This window comes from Mucilaginibacter sp. McL0603 (assembly GCF_049992945.1).
GTDB lineage: Bacteria > Bacteroidota > Bacteroidia > Sphingobacteriales > Sphingobacteriaceae > Mucilaginibacter.
The window spans coordinates 4,469,136-4,491,940 of the sequence record NZ_CP188251.1; the positions used below are offsets into that span (position 1 = coordinate 4,469,136).

The window sequence follows — 22,805 nt, forward strand, 5'->3', positions numbered from 1 at the left end:
TGATTAATTTATGTTTTGAATTGTTTGTTCTTATTTACCAAATGTATAGAAGAAAGTCATTCTGTAAACCAAAGTATGGTTATCAGGTACATAACCAGCATGAGTTGGATCATATTGAGTTTTGTATTGAGTAAACCAGACGTTCGGCATAAAGTGGATGTTTTTAGCAGGAGTAAAATCTAAACCAGCTGTAACAAATTGTTCTTTAGTAGTTGGATCAAATGAGCTGTAACCATTAGCGTTAACTGAATAATTAGCAGCATTATCAAATTTGGAATCAGGGTTATAGTTGTCATAACGGGCGAAGTAACCCCATTTGTCTTTAACGATTGTACCGCGGATCCAGAATGAAATAGCATTCACTGTTGCATCATGAACTGTTTTATCCACAGAATTGATCATTGCATTTTTAAGCTTTTGAGTGTAAGCTTCAACCCCTATTGTAAAAGGCTTGGCATTATACGCCACAAAAAGCTTAAACATGTTATGTTCCTGAGGGTCGATAATACCTGACGCAACAGCTGCACTTGATACAGAAGATGAAGTTTCTGCATAATCCGCATATAAATCCACGTATAATTTTTTATCGAGGAATTTACCCCACAAGTCGCCATAAAATATTTTAAAGAAACCGGTGTTAGGGTTAGGGTTTGTTGGACTTGCAGGGTTGTTAGGGTTGTAAACTGTTGTTAAGTTTGACGTGGTGTTATCACCGACCATTAATACATAACCAAAGTTTTTAGTTTTAGGATCAAAAGTTCCCTGTAAAGCAGCACCTACGTCATAAGAGTTGTTTTTATGGAAATCGGTGATGGTTCTTTCAACTGAACGATAACCCCAGGTTGATTCCGATAATGACACAGGAGCGTTAGTTCCCGGCTCATTTAATGCGAAACCAGGTGTTCCCATTTCACCGATCACGAAGTCAGTACCATTCCAAATTTCTCTAACACGTAAGTTAAAGTTTTTGATGTAGAATGACATTCTGCCATCTGCAAGGTTATCACCGTTAGGAATTCCTGAAGTAGAAGTTGTAGGCGTAGTGTTTTCGTTTGGCTCAGATGCTAACAATACTTCTGCTTTGAATTTTTTGTTAATATCATAATCGTAGCCTAAATACAAACGACGGAACTGGAAAGCATTTCTGTCGGTTTGTGCCTGGTAATAGTTGTTTTCTTTACCTTGTGAAGAAGTAAGCGGCGGTGCGTGCTGTACATAGTAAGCATCACCAAATGCGTAACCCCATAATCTTCTTTGTGGGTGCCAGGTAGTATCAGCATCTGCAGGTTTAGCTGCAGCTTTTACTTCTGTTTTTGCGGCAGGTTTAGTTGCAGTAGCGGCAATAACTGCTGAATCTTTCTTAGCCTCTGTGGTTTTAAGCGTTGTGTTTGACGCTAAAGTAGTTTGCGCTTTAACATTAAAGCCAACTAATAAAAGGGCCAATATTAGTATTGATCCCGTGAGTTTCGTAAACATTTTTTCCATGTCTGGGTAAGGTTAAATTAAATTTCGGCTCAAAAATGCGTAGCCAGCATTACGTTAATGTTAAGACATGATTAACATTTGGTAATATTATGCGAACATTAACTTTAACCTGACGAAACAAATCCCCACCAGTTAAATCACATAAATCAATAGTTAAAAATGTTGTAACTATTTAAAGATCAATTATTTAATAGCAAATGATTGTTTTCTCCTTAAAATAACAATTTCTTAACATTGAGTTATTCTCCTTTAATGATGTCTTAATATAGCGAGCGTATTTTAGCTTTTTATAATTTGATACTATGCGCAAGCTGTTTTTTGATTTCTTTTCACACCGCGCTTTATTTTACGGGCTATTTAACCAGGCAGGCAAAAACATTGTGGAAATGTCGGAGCTACTTTCGGCCGTTGTGGATGCCGTTCCTGAAGAAGACCGTGAATCCTTATACAGGCAAATTAATGCGCTTGAGGAAACAGGCGATGATATCACACATAAAGTATACTTAGGATTAGATAAAGTTTTCTTTACCCCTATTAACCGTAAAGATATTCATATACTGGCATCTGCTATTGATGATGTCGCGGATAATATACATGAAGCCGCAGGGAGAATGAATATTTATGAGATAGAAATCTTTATACCGGCAATGAGCCAGATGGCAAAATATATTCAATTGTCATGTACTGAAATCCAAAAACTCATCAACGGATTAAGCCATATAACAGATACTGAAGCCATGCTTGAATCGTGCCGGTTGATAAAGGATCATGAACACCAAACCGACCAGGTTTATTACCATGCACTTGCCGATCTGTTCGCCCATGAAAAAGATGCTATTAAATTAATCAAGCACCGGGACATTCTTTTTTCGCTCGAAGCATCTGTCAACAAGTGCAAATCCGTAACCGATGCAATCGAGATCATCGTACTAAACAGTATCTAGTATCAATTCAAAAGTCTTTAGTCGAGAGTCTTAAGTCTTAAGTCAATTCTGTACTTTTTCTGACCCAACACTTAAGACTCTCGACTCAGGACTAAACGTCAATTCATAATTGACACGACGCTAGTACTTAATTGAAAATTTCTTTAGAATAAAATGCAACAGCCATATCGGGCCGATCAGTAAAAACTTCAGGTCGTCCAAAAATGATGGTTTCTTACCTTCTATATTGTGCCCGATAAACTGTCCGATCCATGATAGCACAAACAATACCAGGCATACCAGCCATAATGCAGGACCACCTGCCTTTTGCCAGTCAGCCAGTTCTATTACCCCGAAACTAAATATCATTAGTACGAGCAACATAAAATAGGACAGCACAGGCGATAGTTTGTAGTAGTAATAAATGCTGAACGCGATCAGGAAAGAGGCCCAATTAAAAAACCCATTGTATGAGCCCAGAAACTTAAGGTACGGGAATGGAATAGACCACAGTAAACCAAACAAACTAAATACGATCAATGGTACGCATATCCAATGTATCAGCTTATTTGTTGGGTTTTGATGGCTTTCGGAGTATTTGGCAAAGTAAATATCTACCGGGCGCATCTCGACCAGTCCCGATGGTTTACTTTGATTTGAATTTTGATTTTTCGCCATTATAATAAAAGCCCTCTCCAATGGAGAAGGCTCTGGAGAGTTCTTATTTATTTAGCAAACGCAACGGACCTTGTTTCCCTGATCACTGTTACCTTGATCTGGCCCGGATAGGTCATTTCTGTCTGGATGCGATTGGATATATCAGCAGCTAATATCTCTGATTGCGCATCGCTGATCTTTTCACTTTCAACCACTACACGCAACTCACGGCCAGCCTGTATTGCAAATGTCTTTTCAACACCAGGATAAGACAGAGCCAATTCTTCCAGCTCTTTTAAGCGTTTGATATAGCTTTCAACCACTTCACGACGTGCACCGGGACGCGCTCCTGATATAGCGTCACAAGCCTGTATGACCGGCGACAGCATTGATGTCATTTCTATTTCATCGTGGTGGGCGCCTATTGCGTTACAAACTTCGGGATGCTCTTTATACTTTTCGGCAAGTTGCATACCCAAAATAGCGTGTGGCAGTTCAGGATTATCATCGGGCACTTTACCAATATCGTGTAATAAGCCTGCACGTTTAGCCAGCTTCACATTCAAGCCTAATTCAGCTGCCATTGTAGCGCAGAAGTTAGCTACCTCACGTGAGTGTTGCAATAAGTTTTGTCCATAAGATGACCTGTAACGCATACGGCCAACCATACGGATCAATTCGGGATGTAAGCCGTGGATACCCAGGTCAATTACTGTGCGCTCGCCTATCTCTACTATCTCTTCATCAATCTGCTTTTTGGTTTTGGCCACCACCTCTTCAATACGTGCAGGATGGATGCGACCGTCGGTCACCAAACGGTGCATAGCCAAACGTGCAATTTCGCGTCTTACCGGGTCAAAGCCTGAAAGAATGATCGCCTCCGGGGTATCATCAACGATGATCTCTATTCCGGTAGCGGCCTCCAGCGCACGGATATTTCTTCCTTCACGACCAATAATGCGACCTTTGATCTCGTCATTTTCGATATTGAAAATAGATACCGTGTTCTCAATGGCACTTTCGGTAGCTGTACGTTGGATTGTTTGGATAACTATTTTCTTTGCCTCTTTTGTGGCAGTAAGTTTCGCTTCGTCAACAATATCCTTGATTTGCATCATGGCTTTGGTACGTGCTTCCTCACGCAGGTTATCAACCAATTGATTTTTTGCTTCTTCGGCAGATATTCCAGCTATAGTTTCCAGTTGTTCTACATGCTGTTGTTTCAAGTGCTCAACTTCTTCCTGCTTTTTAACCGCAATTTCAGTTTGTCTTTCCAGGTTTTTGCGCACATTATCCAGTTCAGACTCCTTGCGAGACATGTTTTCAAGACGCTGATTAAATGATTGCTCTTTTTGTTTTACGCCGTTCTCACGCTGATTAATGGCATTATTTTTTGAGTTGATCTCGTTCTCATGTTCAGCCTTCATCTGCAAAAACTTCTCTTTTGCCTCAAGGAGTTTATTTTTCCGCAATATTTCAGCATCGTTCTCCGCATCCTTCAAAATCTTTTTTACTTTATTTTGTGCTGATGATTCCTGGTCTTTAAAAAGCTTCCTGAGCAGGAAGCGGCCGACAACGATACCCGTGGGTACACCGGCAAGTAATCCGATAATAATGTATAATACAGAGTTCATTTTAAGTTTATATAAATAAAAAACCGCAACTAATTTTTAAGTGTCATGTATTGAAAAACTTCAAGTAACATGGTGGGACCTGGATGTCGTTAAATACAATGAAGTAACGTATACCGTTTGTGATCCGCTGATATTGAAGCGTTAAGTTTTTAATAGTGAAACCTAAAATTTAACTGCGGTTAAATCTTAATTTGCTCGTTATGTGTAAGAACGTTTATTACTTCGAGAAAAATTCAGACAACAGATGGTCCAACTGATAAACTTTGTCCGCCACATCTGTATCTTCTACCATCACCTTTTTTTCCGCCTTTAAGGATGATGTTGCATAATGCAACACCGCCATTGAAAGCAGATCCTGTTTATCCCTGACCGCATAATTTTCCTGGTATTCTTTTATCCGGTCGTTGATCAGCTTAGCTGCTCTGCGTATTATTTCTTCTTCCTCCATGTTTACCTTTAAGGGGTAAACTCTGTCAGCAATATTTATTTTTATTGAGATTTCTCCCATTTGAGCTATTCACTTTTTGCACTACTTTTTCAGTAACACAATACACTTGTCTATTTCTTGCACAAATTCGTCAATTTTTTGCTTTATGTCAAGTGTTTTTTCATTAGTTTCTGAAAAAGACCTCGCCATTTTCACTACCCGCAATTTTTCTTCCAATTCCTGGCTCTTTTCTTTGCCTGATTTTAATGCCGACGAGAGTGTCTGATTCTCCAGTTTCAGTAGATCATTCTCCTCCTGCAACGCTGAGCAAAGCTCAATTAAGCGCTCTGTCTTCTCTACAACTCTGTTTAACTGTTCAGCTACCGTTGGCATTTTAATTAGTGATTTATTGAATTATTGAATTATTTATTTTTTCAGTACCGGGCAATTAAAATATTGATTCAACAACCCGATAATTCACTAATTCATTAATTCAATAATTATTTACGTATCTCCGCTCCTGCTTCTTTACCGAAATTATAAATTAATTTTTGCATAACCGAATCTATTGCCTTGTCTGTCAAAGTTTTTTCTTCATCCTGTAAAGTAAAACTTAAAGCGTATGATTTTTTACCTGCCGGAAGCTTATCTCCCTGGTAAACATCAAATACATTTACATCTTTTAATAATTTCCGTTCTGTTTTTTGTGCGATCTGTTTCAGCTGACCGAAAGTAACCTGCGTATCCACCAGCATAGACAGATCACGCCTTACTGCCGGGAACTTTGAAACTTCCTGGTAAATGATCACATTCTTTCTTACCGCAGCAAGGATCAGATCAAAATTAAAATCAGCGTAAAAGACCTCTTTCTCAAGGTCTACCTTTTTTAATGAAACTGCTGCAACAGATCCGAACTTAACCAATTGTTTACCATTCCTCATATATTGCAAACCAAAGGCCATTTTACTGCAGTTAGCATCTTCAGTTATTATATCTTTGATATTCAACCGATCCAGTAAACCATCAACAACCGCCTTCAGCATATAAAAAGAAACCGGGTGTGGCTTTTGGTTCCATTGTTCAGCTTTATCAGCACCGGTAAGAAAGACAGAAAAACGTTGCGTCTCAATATACTTCTCTTCCTTTACACTATACACCTTACCAAATTCATAGAATTTCAAATCAGTGTTCTTCCTGTTTTGATTATAGGCAATCGCCTCCAATCCGGAATATAACAGGCTTTGACGCATCACATCCAAGTCATTACTCAAAGGATTCAATATTTTAACAGCATGATCCAAATCACTTGAATAAGCAGATTTGGTTAGCGAATTGGATAATATTTCATTAAATCCATTTGCAGTCAACAGATCGGATATGTTGTTCTGCACATCGTCCTTTTCTGGTCTTACAGAATTATTTAATGAAGCCCTGATCTGGGTTGGTATCTCGATATTGTTGTAACCGTAAATACGCAGTATCTCTTCAATCACATCCACCTCGCGGGTTACATCCACCCTATAAGGAGGTACTTTTAAAGACAAACCTTCTTCCGATTCCTTTATGATCTCGATATCCAGCGCCTTAATAATTGACCTGATCTCTTCATGTTCGATAGATTTACCGATCAAACGGTGCACGTTATGATAGGTAATATCAACATCAAAAGGCTTGATAGGTGTTGGGTAGATATCAGATATTTCGGATGATATAGTACCGCCGGCTACTTCTTTGATCAACAAGGCCGCATATTTCAAAGCAAACACCGTGATATCCGGATCGATACCGCGTTCAAAGCGGAATGATGCATCTGTTTTTAGGCCATGCCTCTTAGATGTTTTACGCACCCATACCGGGTTAAAATAAGCGCTCTCGAGAAATATACTTTTTGTTGAGCTTTTGACACCCGAATTGATACCCCCGAAAACACCGGCAATACACATTGGCTCTTCAGCGTTGCAGATCATCAGGTCATCCGCAGATAACTTACGTTCCACTTCATCCAAAGTCTTGAATAGTGTCCCCTCCGGACAAGTTTTCACAATAACCTTATTGCCTTTTATGGCATCAGCATCAAAAGCATGTAACGGTTGGCCCAGGCCATGTAATACATAGTTGGTTACATCTACTATGTTATTGATAGATCGAATACCAATTACAGCTAATTTTTCTTTCAGCCATTTTGGTGAGTCTTTCACTTCAATGCCCGAAATAGTTAAACCGGCATAACGTGGACATGCTGTTTCGTTCTCAACCACCACCTCAATTTTACGACTAGTGTTTTCTACTTTGAAGCCTGAAATATCGGGTTTAGTGAAGTTGGTTTTTAAGAACGCTGCGATATCCCTTGCCGTACCCAAATGTGATGCAGCATCAGCGCGGTTAGGTGTTAAACCGATCTCGTAGAGGTAATCATCAGTCAGTTTAAAATAATCTTTAGCCAGGTCGCCTATTAGGGCGTTGGCATCCAGTATCATAATCCCTTCGTGCGACTCACCTAATCCAATTTCATCTTCGGCACAGATCATTCCTTCAGATTCTTCTCCGCGTATTTTTGATTTGTTGATCTTGAACGGTTCGCCTTTGGTTGGGTAAACAGTTGTGCCTACAGTAGCAACCACCACTTTTTGTCCCACTCCTACATTAGATGCACCGCAAACGATCTGTAATTCAGTTCCTGTTCCTGCATCTACTTTGGTTATTTTCAGCCTGTCCGCATTTGGGTGCTGGCGGCATTCTTTAACGTAGCCAATTACCAGGCCTTCCAATCCACCGGGTACAGCCTGCACTTTCTCCAGGGTTTCCACTTCAAGCCCAATGCCAGTTAATATCTGCGAAAATTGTTCGGGAGTTTTATCGGTATCAATAAATTGTTTAAGCCAGTTATAAGAAATTTTCATTATAGCAAAATGATAATCGGCAAAGATAGGATTTAGTCCGGAAGTCGGGAAGACAGAAAGTCCGAAAGATGAAAAGAAGAAAAACACTTACGGACTTTCTGACTTGTGCCGACTTCCGGACTTAGTCACAAAAGGCCTTCGTCACCAAAACTGAAATAGCCATTATCAGTAATGATCAGGTGGTCTATTACATGAATATCCAGCATCTTACCGGCAGCTGATAGATTTTTGGTGAGGCTAATATCCTGCTGACTAGGTTTTAAATTACCTGATGGATGGTTATGGATTAGCATAATGCTGCTTGCCTGGTACTGCAACGCAGTATGGAATATAATTTTCGGATCTGCAACTGTTCCAGCCAAGCCGCCTTTGCTGATCAATTCTTTACCCAGCACTTTGCTTGATCGTCCAAGCAGGATGATCCAGAATTCTTCATGGTTCAGATCAACGAGGTAGCGACGCATCAGGTTATAACCATCCCGACTGCTCATGATGGTTTCTATTGCCTTGCTTTCAGTATCATCCCTGCGCCTGCCTATTTCAAGTGCGGCGATAATAGAGATCGCTTTAGCCTCTCCTATTCCTCTGAAATTAGAAAGTTCGTTGATGGATGCTTTAGCCAGCTTATTCAGATCATTATCGTAATGATGGAGGATACGTTTACTCAGTTCAACTGCTGATTCTGTACGGCTGCCGGAGCCGATCAATATGGCGATGAGTTCTGCGTCGGTTAAAGCCCGGCGGCCCTGGGTGCTTAGCTTTTCACGCGGTCGGTCTTCTTCAGCCCAGGATTTTATGCTGATCTTGTCTTGATAAGGTTTCATTAATACGAATACACGATTTAGCGATTATAATGATTTTTTTGATATCATCTCCTATTTCTTTAGTCTTTTAATTCACTAAAATCCTGAAATCGTGTCTTTATAATCCCAAAATCGTGTCCAAAAAAAATAGCGATGAGTTTGCACTCATCGCTATTCCTATATGATTAGAATATCTTAATTATTTTAAGCCGTTCACAAACTTAGTCAGCTTTGATTTATTGTTCGAAGCTTTGTTTTTGTGGATTACATTCTTTTTAGCTAAACGATCAAGCATAGATATCACTTTAGTTAAAAGCGGAGCTGCTTCTGCTTTAGTAGGTGTGCCTCTTAATTTTTTGATGGCGTTCCTGGTAGTTTTAGCCTGGTATCTGTTACGCAGACGCTTCGCAGCATTTGCTCTGATCCTTTTTATTGATGATTTATGATTTGCCATTTTAGCTAATTATTCTTTTTTATTTAAGGACTGCAAATATATGACGAATATTTATATTATCAAATGGGTTTTTAAAAATTTGTTGATTAAGTTGATTGGGTTAGAATAAGTTGATTAAGTTTCCTTCAAAAAATGCGATTCTTACCTAAATCAACCGCTCACCTAATCAACTCAATCTAACCAAAAATGAGCATATTTGGATATGAAACCTGTTGCAAGGAGCATTATTGCTTTGGCTATTCTTATTTCTTGTTCATCGTGGGGCTTCTTTGCACACAGGCGAATAAATCATGTAGCAGTTTTTACATTGCCAAAAGCAATGGCGGGATTTTATGAGGCGAATATTGATTTTATTACCGAACATGCTATCGACCCTGACAAAAAGCGTTATGTAGATTCGCTGGAAGCGCCCAGACATTACCTGAATATTGACCATTATGGCAAGAAACCTTTTATGAAGATGCCTGTAAAATGGGATGATGCCGCAAAAAAATATACTGCCGATACGTTGGCAAAATATGGGACAGTCCCCTGGCAGATCCAGTATGAGTACTATAAACTGGTAAAAGCTTTTAAGGAACATGACACCACAGCCATACTCAAAACCTCAGCTAACCTGGGTCATTATATTGCTGATGCCCATGTGCCACTACACCTTACCCAAAACTATAATGGACAGTTAACCCATCAGGATGGCATACATGCATTATGGGAAAGCCGTATTCCCGAATTGTTTAGCGACCAGTACAATTATTACGTCGGCAAGGCCCGGTATATTGAAAATCCTTTGAACGAAGCTTTCAAAATTTGCCGTGCTTCATTTAAATGCGTGGATTCAGTATTGCTTTTTGAACGGAGATTGAATAGCACCTTCCCTCCAGACAAAAAATATGAGACAATAAAGCGTTCAGGTAAAAATGTAAAGGATTATTCTGCCGCTTATGCCAAAGCTTATCAGATGTCTTTAAAAGGCATGGTAGCTCGAAGAATGCGCTCTTCAATATTGGAAGTTGGCAGCTTTTGGTTCTCGGCTTGGGTGGATGCAGGGCAACCAGATCTGAATAAACTGATCGGTAAGCCGTTATCTGCTGATGAAAAGAAAAATATTCAGCGTGAAGCGGCTTTGTACAGAATTGGAAAAATCAGTGATTAAACAGACTCTTTAGCTGGTCGCCTTTTTAATCCTGCTATGATCGGCGGAATAACAGAAACTAAAATGATCGCTATACCTACTAATGAAAAATGTGCTTTAAAGAACGGCACATTACCCAACAAGTAACCTGCAAACAGGAATACAATGATCCACGATACACCACCAATGATATTATAAAGGCTATATCTTAAAAACGGCATACGGCCTACCCCGGCAACAAAAGGTGCAATGGTACGGATGATCGGCATAAAACGGCTGAATATAACAGCCTTGCCCCCATGCTTGTCGAAAAAAGCTTTGGTTTGGAGGTAATAATCCAGTTTAAGTATTTTATTATTCTCTTTAAACACTTTAGGCCCAAGGTAATTTCCTAATAAATAGTTTATCGTATTACCTGTAAATGCGGCTATGATCAAGATAACAGCGAGCAAATAGATATTTAAACCTGTATTACCCCCGGCTATTAAGGCGCCCGCAGCAAAAAGCAGTGAATCGCCTGGCAAAAACGGGGTAATAACAAAACCAGTTTCTGCAAAAATGATCACAAACAATATCAGATAAGTGAGCGCATGATACTGGCTGATGATGTCGGCCAGGTGTTTATCAATATGCAGGATAAAGTCTATCAGGTGTTTAATGAGTTCCAATTGCTTAAATTTTTGCCAAAAATATAAATAAAACCCGGATTACTTGTTGGTAATAAAACCTGAACTAAAAGCCAGGGTATCGGCAGTGTGGCTTGCCAGTCCATAACAATAAAGAGTGTATAATCGCCCATCCTGTATAGTCACATTAGGTACATCTCTTAAAAGTGTAGCGGTGCCGGTAGGATACATTTTAAACTCGTACGTGCCGGCAGGCACTTCTTTATAAGCAGAGTATTTGGTATAAGCTATATTTGAAAAAAGGGAAGTATCATTTGCCGTTATATCAAAGCCGGTTGAGCCCGGAGAGGCATTGACAAACCGTATCTTACCCCTACCGCGGCTTGGGGACGAAGAAGTATCCGTCAGAAAAATATAAGTGCTATCAGGTTTTATACCTGTTAGTATAAGTGTATACCTTGTATTAGGTTTCAATGTATCATTCAGGGTAAAATAATTAGCACTTGAGGTTTGGGTACCCGGCACTAAAGTAGTACCCGGCCTTATCTGGAAAGGCAATTGGGTTGAATTAAGAAAAAAATATCCTGAAGGTGTTGGGTAAAAATAAGATGATGTATTTACTTTGATGTAGTTAACATACAGATCGACTGAACCCAGGCCGGGGCTTACATTTATGATCTGGTATTCTATATTCGAGCTTGGGCCTGTAGTTCCACTTTTACCGCATGACGAAATAAACGGCATCACTACAAACACAACGCCAAATAAAAAAAGAAAAATCAATAAACTGTTATTGTGCCTTTTATACATTTTCAATTCATAGTTAGTAAGTACAATTTATTGTATCCCGGTAGAATTTATTGTAGCTTCTACGCTAAATATCAAATTACCAGTTCCATTTAACTTCCCTTGTGTCCAAAAAGTATATGCATTGCCCGGAATTAATGAATAATGCCCGCTTATGATCGGCGTGGTTTGGCCTGCATGATATACGTTGATCGTCGCAAGGGTATCTGTGCTGGCACTTACAGTGACATGCTTAAAGCCGCTACCCGTTTTAAATGCCTGGTCACTAAATTTTGTACTATTCGCCGCAAAATCCAAACTGCCAGCATCTACGGATGCGTTTACAAATCTCACATAGCATGTTGTATTAATTGTACTTGTATCAACCAGGAATGCCAGCGTATCTACAGTAAAAAACGCATTTGCCTGGGTTTCATCCACTACAAATAATGAATGATACGGATGACCATCTGCCGGGGATGTTATACTGAACAGTGGCTGTACTACACTGGTTATTGGGTCAAACTTCTTTTTTATCTGGAAAGTCTGCGCACCGGAGGGAACAGGATAATAAACTGAAGCAATACCGGGGGACAAATCTGTATTATTATCCAGCCGGGTGCCATTCAGGTAGAAATTAACCGTATCTGCGGATGCATTAATCACCATCAGAGTGTCGGTGGTTTTAATCGTAGGCGCGTCATTATTTTTTTTGCAGGATGATAAACCTAAAATAAAAACAATGCTTAGCAGCGCTAATAACCTTATAATCATATTAACTAATTGCAATAATAACTGCTTATAATCGGTTTTGTTATTGTGTCGAACAAAAAAGTCCGGTTTGTACACCGGACTCTGGATTTGGATTTATAATTTAAGTTTACAACTTAAGCATAACTATTAAGCATTACCGGCATCACCAACATCAGCACATCTTCGTTCTCATCGCCGTTTTGCGGTAACAATAATCCTGCGCGGTTAGGGGTCGACATTTCAAGCATCACCTCTTCACAACTCAGGTTCTTTAACATTTCTATCAAAAACCGTGCATTAAAGCCGATCTCGATATCTTCGCCATCATACTGACAGGTTAAACGCTCATGCGCCTCATTAGCGAAGTCAATATCTTCTGATGAAATATTTAATTCACTTCCGTTGATCTTTAACCTAACCTGGTGTGTGGTTTTATTAGCATATATAGCTACACGGTTGAGTGAGCTCAAAAATGACTGCCTGTCTATAGTCAGTTTATTCGGATTATTCTGAGGAATAACTGCTTCATAATCAGGATAACGCTCATCTATCAAACGGCAAACCAGGTTGATATTGCTAAATTTAAAGAACGCACTTGTACTATTATACTCAACAGATACATTGATATCTTCTGAGGGCAAAGCCGATTTAAGCAAATTTAACGCCTTTTTTGGTAAAATAAAGGATGCTGTGCTTGCTGCTTTTGCGTCTTTTCGGCGGTAACGCACTAATTTATGGGCATCCGTTGCTACAAAAGTTAAAGAAGATGTAGACAACTGGCAATAGACCCCTGTCATAGCCGGACGAAGCTCGTCATTACTAACAGCGAAAATAGTCTTGTTAATAGCCTCGGCTAAAACCGATGCGGGAAGGTTCACTGATGATGCATTTTCAACAACGGGTATCTTCGGAAAGTCCTCGCCATTTTCACCGCTCAGTTTATATTTACCATCCCCTGCGCTTATTTCTATAGCAAATGTATTATCGTCAATATTAAAAGCGATAGGCTGCTCGGGTAATGATTTTAGGGTGTCCAGTAAAATGCGTGATGGTATTGCTATGCGGCCATTTTCCTTTGCTTCAACAGTTAAGGACGTGGTCATGCTGGTTTGCAGATCCGTAGCCGAAATAGTCAAGTTTCCATCCTTTATCTCGAACAAAAAGTTTTCCAGTATAGGTAATACCGTACTGTTGCTTAAAGCACCGCTCACAGACTGCAATTGCTTGAGTAATGTGGATGTTGAAACTATAAATCTCATGTTTAAATAGTATTAATCAACCAAAAGTATAAAATTTAATGAGCATACTTCCGCTTACGGATATAATGTTGAAAAATAGCAAATATTAACACAAATGCCAAAGGAATAACATTATTTATAACCTGCCAGTAGAGTTTTTCGCTGCGTATCCGGGCGCGGTCAAGCAGGCGTATCTGTATCTCTTTGGTACGCAATCCAATCAGGCCCGAATCGTCGGTCATATAGTCGGCAATATTCAATAAAAGGTTCTTATTCCCGTAGCTTTGCTGTGTAAAATGATCATATCCCAGCGGGTACGCTGAGCCATCATTACCTACCTGGTTTTTGAATACATCACCATCGCTGATCACGATCATTTTGGTACGTTTGCTTTCGGACAACGATTCGATCTTTTCAGTCAAACCTTCGGGCTGCGGCCTGTTCAAAAAGTCAGATTTAAATTTGCCTTCTAATAGTACACCCACAGTTTTAGGTGGATTTACAAATGTCTTTGGATCAGGTTCCTGCTCCAGCATCTGTAATGATAATTGGTAAGGCGTATTAAATTTCTTATTATAAGGCGACGAACTAAGCAAAACAGTTTTTTCAATACCCTTTTCTCCGATAGTATCAATAGTGCTGATAAATTCGGTATGAATGCCATCCAGGTTTTTTACTATCGGGTTTTTTGATGTTGGTATCAATACCGGGTAAAATAACCAGGGTACGTTTTGTATTTGTGCCTGTCCGCCTACGTTACCTGTCGCCACCGGTATTTGCGAGCAGTTCATGTCGGCAACCAGGTCGTAATTAATACGCACGCCGTATACAAACAATATATCGTCCAGGTTCAATTGTTTATTGAATGCTAATTGATCTCCACCATGTCCGCGAAGGCTATCCAGTTCGGCGCTTACCTGGTCAATAGTCCATAGCAGCCGGCCCCCTCGCATCGCATACTGATCAAGCTTGAATTTTTCGAGTTCAGTAAATGGTTTATCAGGTTTTGGGATAACCAGCAGCTTTACTTTTACCAATTCAGCAAAAGGTATGGTTTTCAGATCAACCCGGCCTACCGCATAACCATCGGACAGAGATTTCATGCCGTCATTTAGCTGTGCATCGCTTAATTCATTATGCCCTTCGGTAAAGCCAACTTCAGGCTTCCCTCCTGTTGTTACTTTTTTAATGGCTGATGAAAAAGCATATTCCAGGTTTTGGATAGAATTATTCAATTGCTCCTCAGGCGATAAACCGATGCGGTTCAGTAATAATTTCACCGCTATTTGTTTCCCATCAGAGGATACCATTGCATATGGAATAATGAGCTTTTGTGTCAGTCCGTTATCTGTTTTTTCGCTCAGATTAGTAGGTTCTATCCCCTTTTCTCCAAGATCCTGTATAGCTTGCTGCTGCTGATCACCGGCTAACCCTTTTAAAGGATCAGTAAAATCAAATTGCAATTTACCATGACTATATGCCTGAAGGTCATTTAGCATATCACGGGTGGCGCCCCGTAATCTTTTAAACGCAGCCGGGAAATTATCGCCCTGCAAATAAACGGTTACCTTAACGCCCTTAGGAAGACTATCCAATAGGCCACGGCTTATTTTAGATATAGTGAACCTTTTCTCTTTGGTAAAATCAAACCTGGTAAACGCATAGGATGATATCAGGCCTACAATAATGATCACTGCTAATCCACCTAACATTCCTTTCTGATTTGCCGATTTTTGTCTTTGTATTTTGATCACAAATAATGTAAACCAGATGAACAAACCACTGAGGCATACAAAATATCCCAGATCACGTGTATCCAATACCCCACGACTTACTGATGCATAATGCTCTGTAATACCCAAATGCTGCAAACCAAGGTTCTGTAACGAAAGCAGCGTGCTTAACGAATCAAACCCGCTGTAAACAAAAAAGGAAACAAAAACCGCGATAGTAAAGGCAATGATCTGGTTTTTGCTGATGGATGAGGCAAATAAACCTATGGCTACAAACCCCGCCCCTAACAAAAACAAACCTATGTAGGAGCCTATAACAGCCCCGGTATCAATATTACCTTGCGGCGTACCCAGCATATAAACTGAATAATAGTAAACCAGCGTAGGTATCAACGCAAAAAGCACCAGCAGCACACAGGCAAAAAATTTACCCAATATGATTTGCCAATCGGTAAGCGGACGTGTTAGTAGTAGTTCAAACGTGCCTTCTTTCCGTTCTTCAGCCAGCGAGCGCATGGTAATGGCCGGGATCAGGAACATAAAAAGATAAGGCGCAGTGCTGAACAGGCTATCCAGGCTGGCGTAACCATAATCCAAAATACTGGAGTCAGGGAATACCCAGAGGAACAATCCCAGCACTAATAAAAACACACCAATGGTAACATAGGCTACCAGCGAACTAAGGTATGAGGTAATTTCTTTCTTTAAGATGCTATACACTATAATGAAGGGGATCTTAGCTGCCGAAAATACAACAATATTCGCTAATGCAAAAAGGGATTGAAAAAGTTTAAAAATTGCATGATTATCAGAAGCGATAAGCTATGCGAATGGCTGTTTGTCTTAGCTTGTTGGCCCAGTCTTCATATCTAAAACTGATGTCCACCCCACTGTCCTCCCCTGCCGGAACAATAAAACCCGGCCCTATGGAAAATGCGAATACACTTTGTTTCTCATAGTTAGTTTCAATTGCTGTGCCTGCTTCTCCTTCGGCATAAACACCTTTATTAAAATAGTATTTGATACCTGCCTTTAATGGTATAAACCCTGCAGTTCCCGGCGTACGGGACGAGTTGAATAAGTTACTTTTATAAAACATAGCAGTAAATCCGGCCGTCAATGTTAAACTAACGGGGGCTACTATTGGCAGCTCACCTTTTATTGAGAACCCAGTTCCAACATTATAAACTGAATTTGCCGGGATAGCTAATTCAAAACCGGTGCTGATCGCTTTGGTGATTTCGGTTTGGGCGTAGATTTTAAAAGTGCAGAAAAGGAATAGGGGAAGTAATAGTTGTTTCATTATGGTTGTAAGTGTTGTAGTTGTTGTAAAGGTTGTAAAAGTTATAATGTCGTGATCATAATAACGGGAGTGATTTATCGATGTTGTGATAAGTTAGAGCGGACAAATATTTTATTCTTTTTTCCTACTTAGAAAAGCAATATATCCATTAAGTAAACGATAGCATTCGTTATACTTTGTTCTCATATCCTGTAATTGTTGACTTGTTATAAGCGATTCATCATGGGCACAAATTAAATGGTCAAGTATTTCATTTAATGAGCCACGGGCATTCCTGCAGAACTTTAAATTATCCTGATAGTGAAATCTTCCATGTCCTTCAGCAATATTTGCTGTTACCGATCTTGAAGCTCGCTTTAATTGATCAATTAATCTATACTTTTCTTCATCCGGAAATTGCTTAAGTAATAAAGCAATATCAATCCTAAGTAGCCGGCATTTTTGCCAGGTTTCAAGGTCTTCAAAGCTGTTCATTGGCATAACTGATTGTAATTATTTAAAAATAATATCAAAACTCCTACAACCATTCCAACATTTACAACTTCTACAACACCTATTAGTTAGTCAGATCAATAAATATATTCTCCAACGATTTCCCGCCATTCTTATTACGCAGTCCATCCAATGAATCATTAGCTACAATTTTACCTTTATTAATAATAATCACCTGGCTGCATACGGCTTCAACCTCCTGCATAATGTGGGTTGAAAGAATAATAGTTTTAGTTTTGCCCAGGTCGCGTATTAATTGGCGTATACCAATCAACTGGTTTGGGTCAAGACCAGAGGTTGGTTCATCCAGTATCAGCACTTGCGGATCATGTATTATAGCCTGCGCCAAACCCACACGCTGCTTGTAGCCTTTTGATAGCTGACCAATCTTTTTATGCTGCTCAGGTGTAAGCCCGGTTTGTTCAATAACTTCATTAATACGTTTTTCAGGCTGATCGATCTGGTGGATATTGGCTATAAACGCCAGGGATTCCTTCACATACATATCCTGATATAATGGGTTGCTTTCTGGAAGGTAACCAATATTACGTTTCACCTCCAAAGCCTGCGTTTCCACGTCAAAGCCACATACAGAAGCTTTACCAGATGACTGCGGGATGAAACCTGTAAGTATCTTCATCGTAGTGGATTTACCTGCACCATTAGGCCCAAGGAAACCCAATACACCCGGCGAGGCAGTAAAAGAAATACCATCAACAGCTTTTTGCGGGCCGTAAATTTTGGTCAATGATTCAACGCTGATGCTCATGCTTCAAATGTAAATTTTAGATTTGAGATTTGGGATAGGAGATTTGAGACAAATTTATCAGAGGTCTGAATCACAGATTTTATTGATTAATTGATTAAAAGATGACACTGATTAATTATTATAATCTGCGAAATCAGGGAAATCATTTGAATCAGCGGTTCAGACAAGAAAAATTCAAGGTATTATCCCATCCAAACCGGACATTTCTGTAATAACCCTATCCTTGCTTTTAATTACAAACGAGATCACGATCACACTCCCGGCATCCCGCTCTAAACGTCCGGCTTTAAATACGTAGGTATTATGATCTTCGGCGAGTCCATCCATATTATGAAATGCAGCGGAAAAAGATGGTGTAACAGAAATAACAGGTTTACTGAATTTTAGTAATATTCGTGTGTCCAGTAACGGGCCTGCCTCCTTATTCCCCAAATAAAAGGTAGTGACATAATTATTTGCACTATCTTTTTTCTGGATCGATTTGATAAGAAATAATTTGCTTGAAGCCGGTGAATTGACAATTACCTTCGCTATTACTGTTTTGCCATCGCGCGCATATATGTTGAGTTCTTTCCCCTCTCCTGTTTTACTTTGTGCGGTAGCAGCAAGAGCATAAAAACAGAGAGTTGCAAACAGTAACCCTTTCATAATCGGTCAATTGATAATATAAAGTTACCGATAAAAGCATAAAATAAATCCGAAATCGAAAATCCGACATCCGAAATCAAAAAAATATATCTTTGCGCTATTATGAGTAATTCCACCGACGAACTTTTTAAGAACGTAATATCGCACGCTAAAGAATATGGCTTTGTTTTCCCTTCGAGCGAGATATATGACGGGCTGAGCGCAGTTTATGATTATGGCCAAAATGGCGCCGAACTGAAAAACAACATCAAAACCTATTGGTGGAAGTCAATGGTGCAATTGAACGATAATATTGTCGGAATCGATTCGGCCATATTTATGCACCCAAAAATATGGAAAGCGAGCGGTCACGTGGATGGTTTCAGCGATCCTATGATCGACAATAAAGATTCAAAAAAGCGTTACCGTGCCGATCAATTATTAGAGGATAAGATAGATCGCTATGACAAAGATGGCAAAACAGATAAAGCAGAACAATTGCAGCATGATATGGACGAAGCACTGAAAAGTGACAACCTGCCACGCTTAAAAGAACTCATTATTGAACATGAAATAGCAGATCCGGTGAGCGGCACCCGCAACTGGACAGATGTGCGCCAGTTTAACCTGATGTTCAGTACACAAATGGGTGCTGTAGCTGATGATGCAGATGTAGTTTACCTGCGTCCGGAAACGGCACAGGGCATATTTGTGAATTATCTGAATGTGCAAAAATCAGGCAGGATGAAAATCCCTTTCGGTATTGCACAAATAGGAAAGGCATTCCGTAATGAGGTGATAGCCAGGCAATTTATTATCCGTATGCGCGAGTTTGAGCAGATGGAAATGCAGTTCTTCGTTCGCCCTGGCACTCAAAAAGAATGGTTTGAGCACTGGAAAACGATGCGCCTGAAATGGCATCTTGCTTTGGGTACCGGCCCCGAAAAATATCGCTATCACGAGCACACTAAGCTGGCACATTATGCCGATGCTGCCTTTGATATTGAATACGAATTCCCATTTGGCTTTAAGGAAGTAGAAGGTATACATAGCCGTACCGATTTCGACCTTAGCCAGCACCAGAAATTCTCAGGTAAAAAACTGCAGTATTTCGATCCCGAGATCAACCAAAATTATATTCCTTATGTAATAGAAACATCAATCGGTTTGGATCGTATGTTCCTGCTCACAATGATTAATGCTTACGAGGAAGAAGACCTGAGCACTGACGAGAAACAAGATAGTCGTGTTGTATTAAGGCTTCACCCCTGCCTGGCACCAGTTAAAGCAGCCATTTTCCCGCTGACCAAAAAGGATGGATTACCCGAAAAAGCCCGTGAGATCATGGACAAGCTAAAGGTAGATTTCAACCTGCAGTACGAAGAAAAGGATGCCATTGGCAAACGTTATCGTCGCCAGGATGCTATCGGAACACCTTTTTGCATTACTGTTGACCATCAGACATTGGAAGATAACACCGTAACTATCCGCTACCGTGATACCATGCAACAGGAACGCGTACCTTCTGATCAGCTTGAAAAGATCATTGGCGACCTGGTGAGCTGGAAAAATGTGCTTTCAAAATAGAAAAAGAATTTATTCGATACACAAAGCCCGTTTAAGTAAAATTGAACGGGTTTTTTATTTGTTCATAGTGCCCTATAACAAAAACACCCCTTCTTTACGTATAAGTCATAAGTAAATGCATTTAAGGCTGTTAGAATACCATTAACGCCTTTTTTGCTATGGTCAGGCGGCTTTAACTGTATTCAATGTTTTTATCAGGTATCAAAAAAATAATATCTACCTTATCGTTAATCTTTTTGCTAACCGGGCTAACGGCATCGGCCGCTAATAATGCGTCTTATTATTCAGGTGCATATAACCTGGCTAATTTCAAGGTTGACAGTCTACGTACGTTATTAGCCAGTACACTTGCCAACAAAGATAACCCCACTGATACTGTAACCATTAACCGTATAAACAAATTAGCTTCCGAGTTTATTGACGTAAATCCCGATAGTACTTTATATTATGGTAAAATGGCCATAGGACGATCATTAGCCATAAAATATAAAAAGGGTATTGCCGATGGAATGCTCTCAACCGCGAGAGTATATGTATCGAAGGGCGATTACGACAAAGCTAAAGAGAATTTTACAGGGGCAAAACTATTATATGTTAACATGAAGAATCAGGCGAGCCTGGGAAGCTGTTATATTGAAATAGGCCGTATGTATAATAATCTTGCCGATTATGAACTCGCTTCGGGTTACTTTAAACAAGCCCTTGATATATTCAAGTGGCTTAAGGATGAGAATGGGATAGCCAAAAGCTATCACAATATGGGTATGGTTTCTGATAATATCGGAAAGTCGTCATATGCCCTTGATAATTACTTTAAGTCACTTTCCCTTAATATTAAATTGCATGACCGGGTCTCTTCAGCAGCTGATTATAATAACATCGGCGAAGAAATGAAGGAAATGGAGATATATCCCAAGGCAATGGAATATTATAAACGTGCGGTAAAAATATGGGAAGAATCAAAGAATGTTATGGGTGTAAGTACCGCCTATGAAAATATAGGTGAAATATTGATGGCCGAGAAAAAATATGACCAGGCCCTTGTTTACCTTAATAAGTCAATGAAGCTAACAAGGGAAATGGATGACAAGAACGGCCTTAGTTTATTAGCCTCCGATTTTGGCCTTTGCTATGCTTATAAACAACAATATGATGTTGCGCTAAACTATCTTGCTGAAGCACTAAAAATTGCAAATGATTCGAAGATCGACTATAATAAAGCCGTTGCTTATATCAATTATGCGACAGTATATAATATGCAAAAGGACTATCAAAAGGCCTACAAATATGCTTTACAAGCCCAGGATCTGGCAAACAAATTAGGTAGCTTATCTAACAGAACTAATGCTACATTGCAATTAAGTGAGTCTCTTGGTGGATTAGGCAGATTTCAGGAAGCATTTAAAGAACAAAAAGTATACAATGGATTAAAAGATAGCTTAAAGAGTGATGAAAGTGTTCAGAAATTAACTTCTTATAATCTTGAATCTGATTTTGCAGAGAAGCAAAGATTACTGGCCGCGCAACATCAGCGACAGGACGATCTTTACCAACAAAAGATACAAAGACAAGGACTTTTAAGTGCTATATTCTTTATCATTATTTTAGGAATGGCTGCCGTTCTGATTGTTTATTACAGATCCAAACGTAAACAACAGAAGATAAATACTATACTGGAAGATAAAAACATTGAAGTAATAAAACAAAAGGGAGACCTGAATGATCAGGCCCAAAAACTCAACGATCTTAATAATTTAAAGGACAGGCTTATATCAGTACTGGCGCATGACCTGAGGGCGCCTTTAAGCACGCTGCGCGGGCTTTTTAGCCTTCTGGTAGACGATACCATATCGCATGAGCAATTCCTTGAGATGATACCGCAGTCTCTAAAAAAGCTGGAATATACATCTGACTTTTTAGACACTTTGCTATTCTGGATAAACAGCCAGATGGAGAATTTTGACAGTTCGGCAAAAAGCTTCCCTATTAAAGATGTTGTATCGTACGAGGTAAGCAATTATCATGAACAAGCCCTGGAAAAAGGCATAAGACTGGTAGATAAAGTTTCGAAAAATATGACGGTTGCGGCAGATCCAAACTCTGTCCGTATTGTTACCCGTAATCTAATTACAAATGCAATTAAATTCTCACGAAGAGACGATACAATTACAATCACCGCCCATTACCAGGATGATAATTATCTGTTATTATCTATAAAAGATACTGGAGTTGGTATGTCAGAAAAGCAACTCAATAAATTATTTAAGAGCAAAGTTGATAGCGGCACCGGAACCAACAACGAATCTGGTACGGGTATGGGACTGTTATTCTGCAAGGACCTGATAGAAAAATGCAACGGCAAAATATGGGTAGAAAGCACCCTGGGTCAGGGCACCGAATTCTTTTTTACTTTACCTGTAGGCACTATAGGTACAGTTAAGGAAGAAGAGCATGCATTGGCATCCTGATCTTCCTT

Annotated in this window: 21 protein-coding genes; 4 read left to right on the forward strand and 17 right to left on the reverse strand. The window is 39.6% G+C overall.

Annotation, left to right across the window (positions count from 1 at the left end):
- Positions 1-30 precede the first annotated feature (30 nt).
- Positions 31-1,485: a hypothetical protein gene (locus tag ACPPVU_RS20450; protein ID WP_426668591.1), complete on the reverse strand. Its 1,455-nt coding sequence runs from the start codon at positions 1,483-1,485 to the stop codon at positions 31-33.
- Between the two features lie 302 nt (positions 1,486-1,787).
- On the opposite strand from ACPPVU_RS20450, the gene ACPPVU_RS20455 reads away from it, so the two are divergent.
- On the forward strand, positions 1,788-2,429 hold the full coding sequence (locus ACPPVU_RS20455) for a DUF47 domain-containing protein (RefSeq protein WP_426668592.1): 642 nt from the start codon (positions 1,788-1,790) through the stop codon (positions 2,427-2,429).
- 120 nt (positions 2,430-2,549) lie between these two features.
- On the opposite strand, the gene ACPPVU_RS20460 is transcribed toward ACPPVU_RS20455, so the two are convergent.
- From ACPPVU_RS20460 to rpsT, 7 genes are all read right to left on the reverse strand, one after another.
- Entirely contained in the window at positions 2,550-3,086 is a 537-nt protein-coding gene (locus ACPPVU_RS20460; protein WP_426668593.1) for a DUF962 domain-containing protein, read from the reverse strand.
- A 47-nt stretch (positions 3,087-3,133) separates the two neighbouring features.
- On the reverse strand, positions 3,134-4,699 hold the full coding sequence (rny, locus tag ACPPVU_RS20465) for a ribonuclease Y (protein WP_426668594.1): 1,566 nt from the start codon (positions 4,697-4,699) through the stop codon (positions 3,134-3,136).
- Positions 4,700-4,916: 217 nt separating this feature from the next.
- On the reverse strand, positions 4,917-5,207 hold the full coding sequence (locus ACPPVU_RS20470) for a cell division protein ZapA (RefSeq protein ID WP_426668595.1): 291 nt from the start codon (positions 5,205-5,207) through the stop codon (positions 4,917-4,919).
- A 21-nt stretch (positions 5,208-5,228) separates the two neighbouring features.
- Positions 5,229-5,519: a hypothetical protein gene (locus tag ACPPVU_RS20475; RefSeq protein ID WP_426668596.1), complete on the reverse strand. Its 291-nt coding sequence runs from the start codon at positions 5,517-5,519 to the stop codon at positions 5,229-5,231.
- 107 nt (positions 5,520-5,626) lie between these two features.
- A complete protein-coding gene (pheT, locus tag ACPPVU_RS20480; protein ID WP_426668597.1) occupies positions 5,627-8,026 on the reverse strand; it encodes a phenylalanine--tRNA ligase subunit beta in 2,400 nt (799 codons plus the stop codon).
- Positions 8,027-8,151: 125 nt separating this feature from the next.
- Positions 8,152-8,850: a RadC family protein gene (gene radC / locus ACPPVU_RS20485; protein WP_426668598.1), complete on the reverse strand. Its 699-nt coding sequence runs from the start codon at positions 8,848-8,850 to the stop codon at positions 8,152-8,154.
- A 178-nt stretch (positions 8,851-9,028) separates the two neighbouring features.
- Positions 9,029-9,283 carry a 30S ribosomal protein S20 gene (rpsT, locus tag ACPPVU_RS20490; protein WP_426668599.1) on the reverse strand — a complete coding sequence of 85 codons (255 nt, stop codon included), beginning with the start codon at positions 9,281-9,283 and terminating at the stop codon, positions 9,029-9,031.
- Between the two features lie 202 nt (positions 9,284-9,485).
- Between rpsT and ACPPVU_RS20495 the strand changes: the two genes are divergently transcribed.
- Positions 9,486-10,436, forward strand: coding sequence for a zinc dependent phospholipase C family protein (locus ACPPVU_RS20495; protein WP_426668600.1), 951 nt, complete (start codon positions 9,486-9,488; stop codon positions 10,434-10,436).
- Here the strand turns inward: ACPPVU_RS20495 and ACPPVU_RS20500 are convergent.
- The 9 genes from ACPPVU_RS20500 to ACPPVU_RS20540 all read right to left on the reverse strand — a co-directional run bounded on the left by ACPPVU_RS20500 (position 10,433) and on the right by ACPPVU_RS20540 (position 18,763).
- A complete protein-coding gene (locus ACPPVU_RS20500; protein ID WP_426668601.1) occupies positions 10,433-11,083 on the reverse strand; it encodes a DedA family protein in 651 nt (216 codons plus the stop codon). The genes ACPPVU_RS20495 and ACPPVU_RS20500 overlap by 4 nt on opposite strands.
- A 39-nt stretch (positions 11,084-11,122) precedes the next feature.
- Positions 11,123-11,851 (reverse strand): DUF4397 domain-containing protein, encoded by a 729-nt coding sequence (locus ACPPVU_RS20505; protein ID WP_426668602.1) that lies wholly within the window; start codon positions 11,849-11,851, stop codon positions 11,123-11,125.
- Positions 11,852-11,878: 27 nt separating this feature from the next.
- The gene (locus tag ACPPVU_RS20510; protein WP_426668603.1) at positions 11,879-12,601 is read right to left on the reverse strand and encodes a hypothetical protein; all 723 of its coding nucleotides are present in this window, start codon (positions 12,599-12,601) and stop codon (positions 11,879-11,881) included.
- Between the two features lie 113 nt (positions 12,602-12,714).
- Positions 12,715-13,839: a DNA polymerase III subunit beta gene (gene dnaN / locus ACPPVU_RS20515; protein WP_426668604.1), complete on the reverse strand. Its 1,125-nt coding sequence runs from the start codon at positions 13,837-13,839 to the stop codon at positions 12,715-12,717.
- A 35-nt stretch (positions 13,840-13,874) separates the two neighbouring features.
- Entirely contained in the window at positions 13,875-16,271 is a 2,397-nt protein-coding gene (gene gldG, locus ACPPVU_RS20520) for a gliding motility-associated ABC transporter substrate-binding protein GldG (RefSeq protein ID WP_426668605.1), read from the reverse strand.
- An 88-nt stretch (positions 16,272-16,359) separates the two neighbouring features.
- Positions 16,360-16,854, reverse strand: a complete 495-nt coding sequence (locus ACPPVU_RS20525; RefSeq protein ID WP_426668606.1) for a hypothetical protein — start codon at positions 16,852-16,854, stop codon at positions 16,360-16,362.
- A gap of 111 nt (positions 16,855-16,965) precedes the next feature.
- Positions 16,966-17,328: a four helix bundle protein gene (locus tag ACPPVU_RS20530; RefSeq protein ID WP_426668607.1), complete on the reverse strand. Its 363-nt coding sequence runs from the start codon at positions 17,326-17,328 to the stop codon at positions 16,966-16,968.
- Between the two features lie 82 nt (positions 17,329-17,410).
- Positions 17,411-18,115, reverse strand: a complete 705-nt coding sequence (locus ACPPVU_RS20535; protein ID WP_426668608.1) for an ATP-binding cassette domain-containing protein — start codon at positions 18,113-18,115, stop codon at positions 17,411-17,413.
- 174 nt (positions 18,116-18,289) lie between these two features.
- A complete protein-coding gene (locus ACPPVU_RS20540; RefSeq protein ID WP_426668609.1) occupies positions 18,290-18,763 on the reverse strand; it encodes a hypothetical protein in 474 nt (157 codons plus the stop codon).
- Between the two features lie 102 nt (positions 18,764-18,865).
- Between ACPPVU_RS20540 and ACPPVU_RS20545 the strand changes: the two genes are divergently transcribed.
- Together ACPPVU_RS20545 and ACPPVU_RS20550 are read left to right on the forward strand one after the other, a co-directional pair.
- Entirely contained in the window at positions 18,866-20,329 is a 1,464-nt protein-coding gene (locus ACPPVU_RS20545; protein WP_426668610.1) for a glycine--tRNA ligase, read from the forward strand.
- Positions 20,330-20,514: 185 nt separating this feature from the next.
- The gene (locus ACPPVU_RS20550; protein WP_426668611.1) at positions 20,515-22,797 is read left to right on the forward strand and encodes a tetratricopeptide repeat-containing sensor histidine kinase; all 2,283 of its coding nucleotides are present in this window, start codon (positions 20,515-20,517) and stop codon (positions 22,795-22,797) included.
- The last annotated feature ends 8 nt before the right edge of the window (positions 22,798-22,805 follow it).